This window comes from Rhizobium sp. TRM95796, from assembly GCF_025779995.1.
Classification (GTDB): Bacteria; Pseudomonadota; Alphaproteobacteria; order Rhizobiales; family Rhizobiaceae; genus Rhizobium_E.
This window is the reverse complement of record NZ_JAOXHE010000002.1, coordinates 422,227-436,085: the sequence shown is the minus strand read 5'-3', so window position 1 is coordinate 436,085 and position 13,859 is coordinate 422,227. Positions and strand designations below refer to the sequence as shown.

The 13,859-nt window shown below is 61.0% G+C and carries 18 protein-coding genes; 6 read left to right on the top strand and 12 right to left on the bottom strand.

Features of this window, described 5'->3' with window-relative positions; all coding sequences use genetic code 11:
- Window positions 1-57 precede the first annotated feature (57 nt).
- Window positions 58-675 (top strand): L,D-transpeptidase, encoded by a 618-nt coding sequence (locus OCK01_RS08220; RefSeq protein WP_263823325.1) that lies wholly within the window; start codon window positions 58-60, stop codon window positions 673-675.
- On the opposite strand, the gene OCK01_RS08215 is transcribed toward OCK01_RS08220, so the two are convergent.
- The gene (locus OCK01_RS08215) at window positions 666-1,571 is read right to left on the bottom strand and encodes a DMT family transporter (protein ID WP_263823546.1); all 906 of its coding nucleotides are present in this window, start codon (window positions 1,569-1,571) and stop codon (window positions 666-668) included. The two genes, OCK01_RS08220 and OCK01_RS08215, sit on opposite strands and share 10 nt — an antisense overlap.
- A 140-nt stretch (window positions 1,572-1,711) precedes the next feature.
- On the opposite strand from OCK01_RS08215, the gene OCK01_RS08210 reads away from it, so the two are divergent.
- Complete coding sequence (locus tag OCK01_RS08210) at window positions 1,712-2,182, top strand: Lrp/AsnC family transcriptional regulator (RefSeq protein WP_263823324.1); 471 nt, start codon at window positions 1,712-1,714, stop codon at window positions 2,180-2,182.
- A gap of 9 nt (window positions 2,183-2,191) precedes the next feature.
- On the opposite strand, the gene OCK01_RS08205 is transcribed toward OCK01_RS08210, so the two are convergent.
- Window positions 2,192-3,382: an MFS transporter gene (locus OCK01_RS08205; protein ID WP_263823545.1), complete on the bottom strand. Its 1,191-nt coding sequence runs from the start codon at window positions 3,380-3,382 to the stop codon at window positions 2,192-2,194.
- Window positions 3,383-3,656: 274 nt separating this feature from the next.
- Between OCK01_RS08205 and OCK01_RS08200 the strand changes: the two genes are divergently transcribed.
- A complete protein-coding gene (locus OCK01_RS08200) occupies window positions 3,657-4,586 on the top strand; it encodes a diacylglycerol/lipid kinase family protein (protein ID WP_263823323.1) in 930 nt (309 codons plus the stop codon).
- On the opposite strand, the gene OCK01_RS08195 is transcribed toward OCK01_RS08200, so the two are convergent.
- Both OCK01_RS08195 and OCK01_RS08190 read right to left on the bottom strand, forming a co-directional pair.
- Window positions 4,561-5,307 carry a class I SAM-dependent methyltransferase gene (locus OCK01_RS08195; protein ID WP_263823322.1) on the bottom strand — a complete coding sequence of 249 codons (747 nt, stop codon included), beginning with the start codon at window positions 5,305-5,307 and terminating at the stop codon, window positions 4,561-4,563. The two genes, OCK01_RS08200 and OCK01_RS08195, sit on opposite strands and share 26 nt — an antisense overlap.
- Window positions 5,304-6,806, bottom strand: a complete 1,503-nt coding sequence (locus tag OCK01_RS08190) for an AMP nucleosidase (RefSeq protein ID WP_263823321.1) — start codon at window positions 6,804-6,806, stop codon at window positions 5,304-5,306. The genes OCK01_RS08195 and OCK01_RS08190 overlap by 4 nt, the downstream gene beginning before the upstream one ends.
- Before the next feature lie 22 nt (window positions 6,807-6,828).
- Here OCK01_RS08190 and OCK01_RS08185 point away from each other — a divergent pair, with 22 nt between their 5' ends.
- Complete coding sequence (locus OCK01_RS08185) at window positions 6,829-7,134, top strand: hypothetical protein (protein WP_263823320.1); 306 nt, start codon at window positions 6,829-6,831, stop codon at window positions 7,132-7,134.
- A gap of 99 nt (window positions 7,135-7,233) precedes the next feature.
- A complete protein-coding gene (locus OCK01_RS08180; protein WP_263823319.1) occupies window positions 7,234-7,935 on the top strand; it encodes a glutathione S-transferase N-terminal domain-containing protein in 702 nt (233 codons plus the stop codon).
- Window positions 7,936-7,989: 54 nt separating this feature from the next.
- Here the strand turns inward: OCK01_RS08180 and OCK01_RS08175 are convergent, their stop codons facing one another.
- Entirely contained in the window at window positions 7,990-8,325 is a 336-nt protein-coding gene (locus tag OCK01_RS08175) for a DUF2147 domain-containing protein (protein ID WP_182826798.1), read from the bottom strand.
- A 447-nt stretch (window positions 8,326-8,772) separates the two neighbouring features.
- On the opposite strand from OCK01_RS08175, the gene OCK01_RS08170 reads away from it, so the two are divergent.
- Entirely contained in the window at window positions 8,773-9,036 is a 264-nt protein-coding gene (locus tag OCK01_RS08170) for a sel1 repeat family protein (protein ID WP_137154091.1), read from the top strand.
- Window positions 9,037-9,155: 119 nt separating this feature from the next.
- On the opposite strand, the gene OCK01_RS08165 is transcribed toward OCK01_RS08170, so the two are convergent.
- The 7 genes from OCK01_RS08165 to iolE all read right to left on the bottom strand — a co-directional run bounded on the left by OCK01_RS08165 (window position 9,156) and on the right by iolE (window position 13,852).
- Window positions 9,156-10,268, bottom strand: coding sequence for a pyridoxal phosphate-dependent aminotransferase (locus tag OCK01_RS08165; RefSeq protein ID WP_263823318.1), 1,113 nt, complete (start codon window positions 10,266-10,268; stop codon window positions 9,156-9,158).
- 35 nt (window positions 10,269-10,303) lie between these two features.
- Window positions 10,304-10,696 (bottom strand): PilZ domain-containing protein, encoded by a 393-nt coding sequence (locus tag OCK01_RS08160; protein ID WP_182826796.1) that lies wholly within the window; start codon window positions 10,694-10,696, stop codon window positions 10,304-10,306.
- 198 nt (window positions 10,697-10,894) lie between these two features.
- Window positions 10,895-11,272 carry a hypothetical protein gene (locus OCK01_RS08155; protein WP_263823317.1) on the bottom strand — a complete coding sequence of 126 codons (378 nt, stop codon included), beginning with the start codon at window positions 11,270-11,272 and terminating at the stop codon, window positions 10,895-10,897.
- A 298-nt stretch (window positions 11,273-11,570) separates the two neighbouring features.
- Window positions 11,571-11,816 carry a type II toxin-antitoxin system VapC family toxin gene (locus tag OCK01_RS08150; protein ID WP_263823316.1) on the bottom strand — a complete coding sequence of 82 codons (246 nt, stop codon included), beginning with the start codon at window positions 11,814-11,816 and terminating at the stop codon, window positions 11,571-11,573.
- Complete coding sequence (locus tag OCK01_RS08145; protein WP_263823315.1) at window positions 11,816-12,052, bottom strand: type II toxin-antitoxin system Phd/YefM family antitoxin; 237 nt, start codon at window positions 12,050-12,052, stop codon at window positions 11,816-11,818. The genes OCK01_RS08150 and OCK01_RS08145 overlap by 1 nt, the downstream gene beginning before the upstream one ends.
- 48 nt (window positions 12,053-12,100) lie before the next feature.
- The gene (iolB, locus tag OCK01_RS08140; protein WP_263823314.1) at window positions 12,101-12,898 is read right to left on the bottom strand and encodes a 5-deoxy-glucuronate isomerase; all 798 of its coding nucleotides are present in this window, start codon (window positions 12,896-12,898) and stop codon (window positions 12,101-12,103) included.
- Between the two features lie 36 nt (window positions 12,899-12,934).
- Window positions 12,935-13,852: a myo-inosose-2 dehydratase gene (iolE, locus tag OCK01_RS08135; protein ID WP_263823313.1), complete on the bottom strand. Its 918-nt coding sequence runs from the start codon at window positions 13,850-13,852 to the stop codon at window positions 12,935-12,937.
- Window positions 13,853-13,859: the final 7 nt, after the last annotated feature.

Below are 13,859 nucleotides of genomic sequence, written 5' to 3'. Positions count from 1 at the left end.
TTAACCATAATCTTCCTAATGTCTGCGGCATCAACGGGGCATTAAGGACTCAATTCGATGGCGGTTTCTCGGCGGGCGTTCCTTCTCGGCGCATCGGCGCTTCTGGCGGGTTGCCAGACCAATCACTCCAACGACAAGGCCAATTACGGCGCGCAGACGACGGAGCCTTATCCGCTGCCCGCCATGTCGCTGGACAAGATCAAGCCGGAACTGCGTCGCACGGAGGTCGATTACGCCACCAGCCAGCCTGCCGGCACCGTCGTGGTCGATACGCCCGCCCGTCGTCTCTATTATGTGCTCGGCAATGGCAGGGCGATTCGTTACGCCGTCAGCGTCGGCCGCGAAGGGTTGGAGCTGCGCGGCAACGCTTATGTCGGCCGCAAGGCCGAATGGCCGACCTGGACGCCGACCGCAAACATGATCCGCCGCGAACCGGCGAAATACGGCCCGCTGGCCGGCGGCATGAAGGGCGGCCCGAACAATCCGCTCGGCGCCCGCGCCATGTATCTCTATCGCGGCGGCAACGACATTCACTTCCGCATTCACGGCACCAACCAGCCGCAATCGATCGGCTACGCCATGTCGTCGGGCTGCATCCGCATGCTGAACCACGACGTCATCGATCTCTACAGCCGTGTCTCCACCGGCGACAAGGTCGTGGTCATTCAGGCCTGACGTCGAGACAGAAGCCCGGTCGAGAGCACCACGCCGAGACCGGTGATGACGGCTGCGGCGATCGTCGCCGCGCCGATCTGCTCGCCCAGCAACAAGCCGCCGCCGACAGCCGCGGCCGCTGGCGTCGCCGCGGTAAAGGCGGCGGCAAGCGTGCCGCCCAAGGCCCGGATCGCGTAGCCATAGAGCAGGGTGGCGCAGAGGCCAGACAAGACGCCCTGCGTCAACACCTGCAATCCGATTTCGCCGAGCGGGGCTGAAAACAGGCGAACGCCGAGAAACGGGATCAGCGCCAGCGTGATCAGCGTCGACCAGACGCAGACGAGCGCGCCGCCTTCGAGCGGCGTCAGGCCGGAGCGCCGGAAAGCATGGGTGAAGATTGCCCAGAGCGTCGCGCAGAACGGCAGGATCAGATAGCTTCTCCAGCCGAGTTCGACTTCGCCGACGCCCAACGTCAGCATCACCAGCCCGCCGAGCGCGATGGCGCCCATGCCGAACCAGCGCATCAGGTCGGGGCGTTCGCGATAAATCGCCACGCCGATCAGCGCTGTCGCCAATGGCATCACGCCCGGCAGCAGGACGCCGGCGGCAGAGGCAGGCGTCGCCCGCATGCCCACGGCCACGATCTGGAAGAAGGGCGCGCCGGAGCCCAGGATCATCAACACGAGCGGCCATTTCGGCGTGGCCTTCGGCCAGAGACCTGTCCTGAGCCAGACCGGCGCGAGGATCAACGCCGGAATGCCGTAGCGTAGCAAGCTGAGATCGACGGCCTTGAGCGACGAGACGGTTCCATGTCGCGTCGACACCAGCCACGCCGCCCAGATGGCCACCACCGCCAGCGCTGCGAGGCGGCCCGTAAAGGGCGAGATTTCACTCGTTTTCGCCGTATCCGCCGCCATCGTCATCCGCTCGCTCCTAGCCCCGACCGTCAAGGCTCGGACACTAAACCAGCGCGGTCGCGCATGTCCTTGCGACTTGTGACTTGAAATTAAGGCTATGGCGCAGGATATTGCGTCCGCTGGTGGATAATTGGTGGACTATGCCAAAACTGGATGACTTCGATCTCTCGATCCTCGACGCCCTGCAGGAGGATGCGCGCATGACCAATGTCGACATCGCATCGCGGGTCAATCTCTCGCCATCTCCCTGTCTCAGGAGGGTCCGGGCGCTGGAAAAGGCCGGCGTGATCCGTGGCTACAGGGCGGATATCGACCGCCGTGCCGTGGGCCTGGAATTGACGGTGTTCGTGTTCTTCAAGGTGATCCGCCACAGCCGGGAGAATGCCGGCAATCTGCAGGATGCGCTTTTGGCGCTGCCTGAGGTCGTTGCCTGCCACATGATCTCGGGAGAGGCGGATTTTCTGGCGGAAGTGGTGGTGGAGGATCTCGCCGCCTATGAGCGGCTGTTGACCGAGCAACTGCTGACGCTGCCGGAGGTCACCGATATCCGATCCAATTTCGCGATCCGCACCGTAAAGGCGAACGGACCGCTGAAATTGCCGGAGGTATAAAACGGCGCCTCAGCGCGCCGCCCGTTTTTCGAGAAGCCAGGAGGCGCCGAAGACGAACAGGCCGAAGAAGGACAGAATGGCGCCGACATAGCCAGTGGCGGCATAGCCATAGCCATAGGCGATCACCAGGCCGCCGAGCCAAGCGCCCAGCGCATTGGCGACATTGAAGGCCGAATGCATCGACGCTGCGGCCAGCGTCTGGCCGTCGGCGGCGACGTCCATCAGCCGTGTCTGCACAGCCGGCCCGGCGGCGAAGGTGCAGCCGATCAGAAACACCGACAGGCAGAGCAGATAGGGATTGGCGGCGGTCAGGCCGAACACGGTCATCACCACCACATTGAACACCAACATGCCGCCGATCGTGCCCATCAGCGACATGTCAGCGAGTTTTGAGCCGACGACATTGCCGACATTCATGCCGACGCCGAACAGAACCATGATCACCGGGATCATCGTGGCGGGCATCAGCGCCACTTCCGTGGCGGTGCCGGCGATATAGCTGAAGATCGAGAACATGCCGCCGAAACCCGTGGCGGCCAGCGTCAGGGTGAGCAGCACCTGCGGATGGGTGAAGGCGATGAGTTCGCGGGAGACGCTCGCGCCTGCCGCCGGCCGGTCGCGCGGCAGATAGAGCCAGATGAGGGTGACGGTCAGCGCGCCGATGCCGCCGACAGCGAAAAACAGCACCCGCCAGGAGAGATACTGGCCGAACAGCGCCATCACCGGCGTGCCGGCCAGCGTCGCCACCGTCAATCCGAGCATCACGTAGCCGACGGCGCGTGCGCGCATGTAAACAGGCACCAGCGACGCCGCGACCAGGGCGGAGACGCCGAAATAGGCGCCGTGCGGAAGGCCGGAGAGGAAACGCAGCGCGGTGAAGCTCCAGAAATCAGGCGCGACCGCGCTGGCGAGATTACCGGCGGCGAAGACGCTCATCAGCACCAGGAGCAGGGAGCGGCGCGAAGACTTGGCGCCGAGAATCGCGATCAGCGGCGCGCCGATCACCACGCCGAGCGCATAGGCGCTGATCACGTAACCCGCTTCCGGCGTTGTAACTGCGAAGGTTCTGGCGACATCCGGAAGCAGGCCCATGATGGCGAATTCGCCGGTGCCGATGCCGAAGCCGCCGCAGGCGAGCGCCAGGATCACCAAGGCGATCTGGAAGCGCGTCAGCGCACGCGCCTCTTCGGGTATTGCTATCGTATCGGTGCAAACAGCGTCGCTCACGGTAAAGATCCGTCTGAAGGGGTTTGGGGACCCGGATGTCGAGAATGGAAGCGGCGCAGACGATTCAGGCCGTCCGATGATGAGTTATAGTAATATAATAGAGGTTTTGCATTGCGGTAAAGGCGATTTTGCGGCGCAAATGAAAATGAGAATGATCAAAAGTCGGTTCTGCGCGTTACTGAGCCGGCCGCTCCTAAAAAACGCGGAAAACAAGCCTATATCCTGCTGACCACACGGGAGATGACGCGTGAAGATCAAAGCCATTCTCAACCGCGACGGCGGAACGTTCCGGACCACGGATATGAAGGCCTATGAAGCGAAAATGGCGGAGATCTTCGCCGAGCGCGGCCATGTTCTTGAAACGGTGGTCGTCGAAGGGTCGGATGTCGGCGCCGCGCTGGAGAAGGCGGCCGGCCGTGACGATGTCGATGCGATCATCGCCGGCGGCGGCGACGGCACGATCTCCTCGGCCGCGGGCATCGCCTGGAAAGCGGGCAAGCCGCTCGGCGTCATTCCGGCAGGCACGATGAACCTGTTCGCCCGTACGCTGCGCTTGCCGCTCGATATCTGGCAGGTCCTGCCCGTTCTCGCCGACGGCGTCGTCGACGACGCCGATATCGGCAGCGTCAACGGCCGCGCTTTCGTGCATCAATTCTCGGCCGGCATGCATGCGCGCATGGTGCGCTATCGCAACCAGATGAGCTATGGCTCGCGCGCCGGCAAGATTGCCGCCAATGTCCGCGCGGCGGTCGGCGCGGTGCTCAACCCGCCGCGTTTCGAGATCGAGTTCGATGCCGACGGCCATCGTGAAAACCGCATGGTTTCGGCGATTTCGGTGTCCAACAACCCCTTCGGCGAGAATGGACTGTTGGTTGCCGAGGACGTCAAGACCGGTCATCTCGGTTTCTATATCGCCGATCCGCTCGATCCCGCCGGCGCTGTGGGACTGGCGGTCGATGTGCTGCGCGGACGGTTGAAGGCCAATCCCGCCATCACCGAAATGAAAGCGCAGTCTGTCGACCTGCATTTCCCCAAACTCTATCGAGCCGCCAATTTCGTACTCGACGGGGAGTTGATGAAACTGCCGCGCGATGTCGAAATTCGTCTTCATCCAGGAGAATTGAAGGTGATCGCCCCGGCGGACGCCAGCCTCAAGCCAATCGACCCAACGGTATGATTTCCTTGCAGCCGGGCTCAAACGGCGCGCCTATCCAGTCGCCCAGCCAGACGTCGATCACGAGTCCGGCGCGGGCGATCAGGCCCGCGAGATGCGCCTGATCGATGAAACGGATCGACGAGCGGGACGAGAGTGTCTCGCCCGATGCCAGACGATAGGCGGTCTCATAGCAGACGATCCCGGTCTCTTCATCGACGGTGACGTCGTTCCAGCTTTCGACTTTGCCGAAATCAGGATGCGCCACGGTCCGACGTGACGCCTCTGGCGTCCAGCCCTCCCATTCGCGGCGGGCGGGGTTGCGGCTGTCGAAAATGAATTGCCCCGATGGCGTGAGATGCGCCGCGATGGTGGCGAGCGCCGCCTTTACGTCGGCATCGGTCAGCAAGCATTGAAAGGCATGTCCGGTCATGGTCACGAGATCGAAGCGCTCGCCCAGCCGGATGCTGCGAATGTCGCCTTCGACCCAGCGAACCTGCTCGCCATTCGTCCGATGCCGCGCCACTTCCAGCATGGCTGACGCGGGATCGACGCCGACCATGGGCCTGCCGTCGGCGATGCCGGCGAGAAACAATCCGGTCCCGCATCCGAAATCGAGCACGGAGCCGGCGGCGCGGGCCAGTTCCGCGCAGTAGCGCGTATCTTGTCCCCAACCGTTTTCGAGATCGTAGAAGTCGACGAGCCGCGGATCGCTGTACAGCCGGTCGTCTTCTTGCTTTGTCATTGGAAGGCCGTTTCGAAGAAGCTGCGCAATTTGCGTGAATGCAGCTTTTCGGGCGACATGGCCGACAGTTTCTCAAGCGCCAGAAGCCCGATCTTGAGATGCTGGCTGACCTGGCTCTTGTAGAAGGCGGTCGCCATGCCCGGCAGTTTCAATTCTCCATGCAGCGGTTTATCCGATACGCAGAGCAATGTTCCGTACGGTACGCGGAAGCGGAAGCCGTTGGCGGCGATGGTGGCCGATTCCATGTCGAGCGCGATGGCGCGGGCTTGCGACAGGCGTTTGACGGGTCCGGATTGGTCGCGGAGCTCCCAGTTGCGGTTGTCGATCGTCGCCACCGTGCCGGTGCGCATGATGCGCTTGAGCTCGTAGCCGTCATAGCCGGTGACCTCGGCCACCGCATCCTGCAGCGCCTGCTGGATTTCCGCCAATGCCGGGATCGGCACCCAGACCGGCAGGTCGTCGTCCAGCACATGATCTTCGCGCATATAGGCATGCGCCAGCACGTAGTCGCCGAGGCGTTGCGAATTGCGCAGTCCAGCGCAATGGCCGAGCATCAGCCAGGCATGCGGCCTGAGAACGGCGATATGGTCGGTGATGGTCTTGGCGTTGGAGGGACCGACGCCGATATTGACCATGGTGATGCCGGCATGGCCCTTGCGCTTGATGTGATAGGTCGGCATCTGCGGCAGGCGCTGGGCGGGCGAGCCTTCGCTCGGCGCGTCCTCGCCGGGATAGGTGACGAGATTGCCGGGTTCGACGAAGGCTGTGTAGCCGTTGCCGCCTTCGGCCATCTGCCGGCGCGCCCAGGCGCAGAATTCGTCGATGTAGAACTGGTAATTGGTGAACAGCACGAAATTCTGGAAATGCTCCGCCTTGGTCGCCGTGTAATGGCTGAGCCGCGCCAGCGAGTAATCGATGCGCTGGGCGGTGAAAGGCGCGAGCGGCTTCGGCGTGCCAGGCGGTGGCTCATATTCGCCATTGGCGATTTCGTCGTCGGTGGTTGAAAGATCGGGCGTGTCGAACAGGTCGCGCAACGGCGCCTCGATGGTGCTGCCGACCGACGCTTCGATATGGGCGCCTTCGCCGAAGGCGAAATGCAGCGGAATAGGGGTCGACGATTCCGCGACGATCACCGGCAGCCCATGATTTTTCAGAAGCTGCCCGATCTGCGTCTTGAGGTAGTGCTTGAACAGGAGAGGGCGGGTGATGGTGGTGGAATATTCGCCTGGCTCGCTCAGGAAACCATAGGGCAGGCGCGAGTCGACATGATCGTAGCGAACCGTTCCCAGTCTTATCTCGGGGTAGAAGGCGCGGTATCTGCCTTCTGCGGCGCCGCCCTGAATGATCTTTTCGAAGGCGGTTCGAAGAAACGACGTGTTGCGTTCGTACAGCGACGCAATCGCGTCGACGGCTTCATCGGCCGTGGTGAAGGAAGCCGGCTCAAAGGGCTCCGGAGAGATGACGTTCAGGATGGAGGAAGAAAGGATTCGCTTGGCCATAGGCCATAATAGAAGGCGGTTTATGACAGTTGAACAGTCCCGGATCGGTCATTCCCGCGAATTTTTCACGCTGCGCCGCGGCATGAGGGCAATTGCGCAGGATGATTCAGCGAATTCCGCAGCTGGCGTTCATCGGGTTCGAGCAGCTTTCGACATTGAACTGGGCGAAATGCGGAGCGCGAGAATGATTTTCCACCGCGATCTGCAAACCAATCGCGAAAAGCGCGGCGCCGAGGCAGATGATCGCAAAGCGGCGTATCATGATCGCATTCATCTCAGGCTTCATCCCATTCGTGTCTTCGATGGAGAAAACTCTAACCAGATGTGACTGAACCCGCGCTGACCTTCATGTTCATTTTCGGTTCAGAGTGGTTGCCGGCCATTAACCGGCTCACTAACTATCGTCAGACAGAGGAAGGAGACGCCCATGTCCGCACCGATCGATCTCTACTACTGGCCGACGCCGAACGGCTGGAAAATCACCGTCATGCTGGAGGAGCTCGAAGCCCCTTACCAGATCAAATACATCAATATTTCGAAGGGCGAGCAGTTCGAGCCGTCCTTCCTGGCGATCGCGCCCAACAATCGCATGCCGGCGATCGTTGATCATGACGGTCCTGGCGGCGCCCCGATCTCGGTGTTCGAATCCGGCGCCATCCTTCAATATCTCGGCCGGAAGTTCGGCAAGTTCTATCCGGCCGATGAACGCGCCCGTGTCGAGGTCGACCAATGGTTGTTCTGGCAAATGGGCGGGCTCGGTCCCATGGCCGGGCAGGCGCATCATTTCCGCAATTATGCGCCGGAAAAGATCCAATATGGCATCGACCGCTACACCAACGAGGTCAACCGTCTGTATGGCGTGATGAACAAGCGGCTCGCCGATCGCGATTACCTCGCCGGCGACTATTCGATCGCCGACATGGCCTGCATCGGCTGGGTGATCCCGTACAAGAACCAAGGTCAGGATCTCGACGACTTCCCGCATCTCAAAGCCTGGTTCGAGCGCCTGCATCAGCGCCCCGCGCTATTGAGAGGCATTGCCGTGGGCAAGGAAGAGCGGGAACGCCAGGCCAATCTCGCCGAAGACAAGGAAGCGCAGAAAGTCCTCTTCGGCCAACGCGCTCGATAACGACAAAAGAGGCGGCTCCCTCTGGGGGGCCGCCTCCTCGCATGAGGAACTCGATCAGAGCTTGGTCCAGGTCTGCGATTTGCAGAGCACGCCCATCACACAGCCCTTGAGTTTCATGGAAGCGCCCGACACGGTCGCGTAGCCGGAATATGTCTTGTCGTTCTCGGGATCTGTGATCTCGCCTTTGTAGTCGGCGCCGGCTCCGGACATCGTGCCGATACGTTTGCCCGAAAACTTTCCTGATTTCAGCGTCACACAATAAGCGCCGCCGCATTTGGCGATCGCGGCGGTTTCGCCGCTCTTGGTTTTCCAGTTGCCCTCGATCGGTTCCGCCGCAATTGCCGCGCCCGCGGACGCCATGATCAGAAGTGCCGTCAAAAATCTGCGCATCCATGCCTCCCAGTCTGCAAGGCCGTCCCAGAGGCCTCGTCACGGAATTGGTAGCGTCGATTTGCCTGGAAGAAAACAGGAAACTGAACAGCAGTCGCGTCTTGCAAAAACGCGCGATCGATTTCCATGGTTACGGGCCGATTAAAACCGCAGGCTGAAATTTTCGTAAAGTTTTCCGTATTCGCCGAGAAGCGCAGGCGGTTGGATACTTAAGGAAAACATAAGTTTACCAGCTGTTCGGATTTCGTTTGCTGCAAATTAAGGATGCATTTTAGGCGAATTTTCAAAGCCCTCCGGCATAGTAGAGCCATAACAAGGACGGCAGTAAACGCCGCCGAAAAACGGAAAGCGCCGAGCGATCGAAAAGAATAGGCAAGCGCAGTCCGGCCTTCATGCAAGGCAAAACAGGGTGAAAAGAAAACAACGTCTTAAACAGGGACAACGACAATGGCGCGTTACGACATGAACATTTCGAATTCGGCTATGGGCGGCGAAAGCCAGGCCGACATCTTCTGCGACATGGGCCTGATGTACGCCACGGGCCAGGGCTGCGACATCGATCTGGTCGCTGCGCACAAATGGCTCAACATCGCCGCGATCAAAGGCTCCGAACGCGCCGCCATGCTGCGCGCCGAACTGACCCCGTCGATGACCAAGATGGAATTGGCCCGCGCCCTGCGCGCCGCCCGCGAATGGATGACGATGCACTGATCGTCATTCGCATGCCGCTCATCACAAAAGACGTGAAGACCAAGACTGCGGTTTACGCAGCAGGATATTGAAGCCGCGACCGCTCACCCAGCGCCCGCGGCTTTTTCTTTGGCCGGCGTTCAGCCGATTTTCGCGAGAACCTTGGGAAGCGCCTTCTCGAAAAGATCGAGATCGCTCACCAGCCCGACGCTGACGCGGATGCAGCGGTTGAGCGGGGCCACGCCCGGCATCCGGATGAACACGCCTTCCTCCATCAAGCCATCGACGATGGCGCGCGCATAAGTTCCGTCGCGATGGCAATCGATCGCCACGAAATTCGTCGCGGAGGGCAGGGGAGAAAGACCATTGGCGCGGGCGATCATGCCGATGCGGTCCCGGGCGGCGGCGATCTTCGCCAATGTGTCGGCGAGATAATCCTGATCCGCAAGCGCTGCGATCGCGCCAGCGACGCCGACACGGTTCATGCCGAAGTGATTGCGGATCTTGTCGAAGGCCTGGGCCGTGCCGCGGGCGGCGATGACATAGCCGATGCGCGCGCCGGCCAGCCCATAGGCCTTGGAGAAGGTGCGGGTGCGGATCACGTTCGGCCGGTCGAGCAGCGCTTCATTGGCGGGCAGCGTGCCTTGCGGGGCGGTTTCCCCATAGGCCTCGTCCAGGATCAGCAAGGTCTCGTCGGGAATGCCGCGGGCGAAAGCGAGAACCGCCCCGGCGTCGTGCCAACTGCCCATGGGATTGTCGGGATTGGCGAAATAGACGAGCGGCGCTTTTTCGCGCTTCACTGCATCGAGAAGACCGTCGAGATCTTCCTTGTCGTCTTTGTAGGGGACGGTCACCAACCGCCCGCCATAACCGTTCACATGATAGTTGAACGTCGGATAGCCGCCGAGCGAGGTGACCACCGGCATGCCTTTTTCGATCGTCATCCGCACGATCTCTCCGAGCAGACCATCGATGCCTTCGCCGACATTGACCTCATGCCGATCGAGGCCGAGATGGTTCGCCAGCGCCTCGCGCAACGCGAAATTCTCGGGATCGGAATATTTCCAGCTCTCGTCGATCGCCGCCGCCATCGCCGCTTTCACCCGCGGCGATGGGCCGAAGCCGTTTTCATTGGCGCCGATCCGCGCCGCGACGAGGAGATTGCGGTTCCGTTCGATGGCTTCCGGCCCCACGAAAGGGATGGTGGCCGGAAGATCTCGGACGAGCGGCGTGAAATATTCGAAGGTCGACATATGCGTGGGAGCCCCGATTCATGATCGGGATCACCCTATTGAAAACGAACGCGTCCGGGAAGATTGTCGCCGGCGATGAAATCGCCGCGCACGATTTTCGACAACAGGCCCTCGGGCAGCGGCTTGATGAACCGCACGCCGACGCGTCCGTCGAGCCGATGGACCTCGGCGCAGCCGATGCGGATCGCCAGACCCGAGAAGGAAAGATAATAGTGATCGGGAAGGCCGATGGTCGTAAACATCTGCAAGCAGGCGCCGCCGCGAGAGATGTCCACCACCTGACAGGATCGCGGGGAAAGGCCCGCCAGCCCGGGGAGGACGGAATAGACCACGCCGGGTCTATTGACGATGAATCGTTCGAATTTCTTTGCTTCCAGGCCCTGCTCTACATGAACAGTGCTGATCGTCGCTTCTGCGCCTACAGCCATGGACACACTCCTTGTTTCCATGACCCGACAATCCACCCCAAACATTTAATCCGCCTCAAGGGCGGTCTTAGAATTTTAACGAATCCAGATTTAAGCGACAGGGCTGTGCGAATTCGGGAGTTTTGGACGAAATCCACCCGTTTCAACGAATAAGGGCCGCGCGAGGCGGCCCGGGCATATCGTCGCTTTGCAGTTGGCTCAGATGGCCTCGAGTTCCTCAATCGACACGCCGCCGACGATCGTCTGCAGATAGCCCGCGTCGAGGAACATGTTGAATTTGATCATCATGCGATCTTTTTCACGGCGCACCATCGTCGAACCGATTTCCTCCGAAGAGCCCATGATCACCAGGAAGAAATTGCGCGGCAGGTCGATATAGGGACTGAAATTCAAAAGCGCGCCGCCGCAGGAGATGCTCTCGATCAAGGTGTTGTATTTCTTCTTGATCTGCAGATGCGGCGCGACGGGGATGATGGTGCCCGGACGGTCTATCTTATGCATCTTGAAGCTGCGCTTCGGATTCTGGATCATCAGAACGTCGTTGAAATTCTTGAACTCCCGGATCTGCATGGTCATCCTCCTTTCTGGTTGAAGACGACAATAGCATCGGCGGGTTGAGGCAGGTTCAAGCGGATTGCTACAATTTTATCGAAGCGCGTGATTTTGAGGTCGACTGGGCCATTGCGGCACAGGTTTCAAGTCCATGATGGTTGATTAAGCGTTACCACACGCGCCCAGGCCAGGACGGCCGAGCCGACAACTCGTCAAACGCGGTGTCTGCGGACAAAATGGGCAGTCTCATCTCCAGCGCGGTGGCGGCGAGCATGCGATCGAACGGGTCGCGATGGTTCCAATCGCAGGCCGGCGCGCAGGCTTATGGCGATGTCAGATCTAGGATCTTGCCATTCTGCCGCTTGAGCGCGCTGGGACCCTCTGCAACGACCGGCGCCATCGACGACCATTTGCCGAGCCTTGCCTCCTGGGCGATTTCATAAAAGGAGATGACGCTGACAAACACATCGTCGGCATCATCTATTAGCGCCACAATTCGGGCGGGAGGTTGCCGGTCGATCTTCAGATCCCATGCCCACACATGGGTATCCGGCAGGTAAGACGCCATCAACCGCCTTCCCAGAGCCTCAACTCTTCTTCGCTCATTGGCTCAAGAAAGTCAGGCGCGTCGCCTTTGAGCTGATCTTTGAGAATGCCCAGATGGAACTTCCGCTTCTTCGGCCAAGCCACAATGGTCGCGACCGGCCTGTCGCCGTCCGCAATGGTCACGTCCTGCACAGTCTCGGCCGACTGCTCGATAAGGCGGGCGAGATCGGATTGCGCCTCTTCGATCGTCACCTTCATATCCGATCTCCTGCCCATCGAGATGAGCCAGGGAGACGGGATGTCAAGTCAGGTGGAAAGCAGCCATTCATGCTCCTTGGCGTTGTGGAACTTCCACACCCGCTTCGGGCCCGCCATGACGTTGAGATAATAGAGGTCATAGCCGTGGATGGTGGCGCAGGGGTGATATCCCTTAGGCACCAGGGTCACATCGCCATTCTCCACCGCCATGGCTTCGTCGAGCGAGCGATCGTCGGTATAGACGCGCTGGAAGGCGAAGCCCTGCGGCGGGTTGAGGCGGTGGTAATAGGTCTCTTCCAGGAAGCTCTCGTTTGGCAGGTCGTCCTGGTCGTGCTTGTGCGACGGATAGGACGAGGTGTTGCCCGAGGGCGTGATGACCTCGACCACCAGCAGAGAGGCCGCCGCGCCGTCGTCCTCCGGCATGATATTCGTCACGTGCCTGACATTGGAGCCCTTGCCGCGACTGAATTGCGGATGCACGCCTGGGGCAATCAGCCTGGTCTTGAAGCCTTCGCCGCCCGGCGCCGTGCAGACGGCCAATTCAAGATCGGTCGTCGCCGTCACCGACCAGGAGGAGTCGGCCTGCACGTAAAGCGCATGCGGCGCGCCGTCGAACACGCTCATGCGTTCGCCGACTTCGCCGAACTCTTCGCCCGAGGCAGTCGCCTTGCCCCTGCCGGTCAGCCAGACCAGGCAGGCTTCGCGGTCGCCGGTCTGTTCGGTGGCCGTTTCGCCCGCCTTCAGCCGGTAGACCGAAAAGCCGACATAGGTCCAGCCCGCGCTTTCGGGCGTCACATCATGGATGAGGCCGTGGCTTGCCTTCGGTTTCACCAGCAGTTTCGGCATGGTCATAACTCCTGTCTGTCAGATCGGGGCGAGGGCTCAGCCTTTCGGAAAGCCTTCGGTTTCCACCGTATAACCCGCAGCCGTCATCACGCGCATCAGTTCGGCATGACCGATCTCCGCCATCTTCTGCGGCGGCGCAGTCTTCGGGTCCTGCTCGGCTTCGACCACGAACCAGCCTTCATAGCCGCAATCGGCAAAACGCTGGACGATCGCGCCAAAATCGAGCGAACCGTCGCCCGGAACGGTGAAGGCGCCGAGCGCCACCGCGTCGAGGAAAGACTGCTTGGAACGATCAAGACCATCGACCACCGAACGGCGGATGTCCTTCACATGCACATGGTTGATGCGGGCATGGTGATTATCGATGGCGCGCAGCACGTCGCCGCCGGCGAAGGCCAGATGGCCGGCGTCGAGCAGCAGTGGAATGCCTTCGCCGGAATTCTTCATGAAGGCGTCGAGTTCCGGCTCGGTCTCCACGACGGCGGCCATATGGTGATGGTAGGACAGCGGCATGCCCTGATCCGCGCACCATTCGCCGAATTCGGTCACCTTGCGCGCATAGACCTTCATCTCGTCGTCGGAAAGACGCGGCTTGGTGGCGAGCGGCTTGGAGCGGTCGCCCTGAATGGAGAGGCCGACTTCGCCATAGACGATGCAGGGCGCGTTGACCGCCTTGAACAGCTCGATCATCGGCGCAATGCGGTCCTTGTTGGCGGACAGGTCCTCGATGGTCAGCGTGCCGGAAAACCAGCCGCCGCACAGCGTCACGTCGGCGGCGCGCAGGATCGGCAGCATCACGTCGGGGTCATCGGGGAAACGGCGTCCCTTTTCCATGCCGGTGAAGCCGGCGGTGCGCGACTGGCGCAGGCATTCCTCGAGCGACACGTCGTCGCTCAGATCCGGAAGGTCGTCATTCCACCAGGCGATGGGCGACATGCCGAGTTTGGCTTTCATCTTGGTC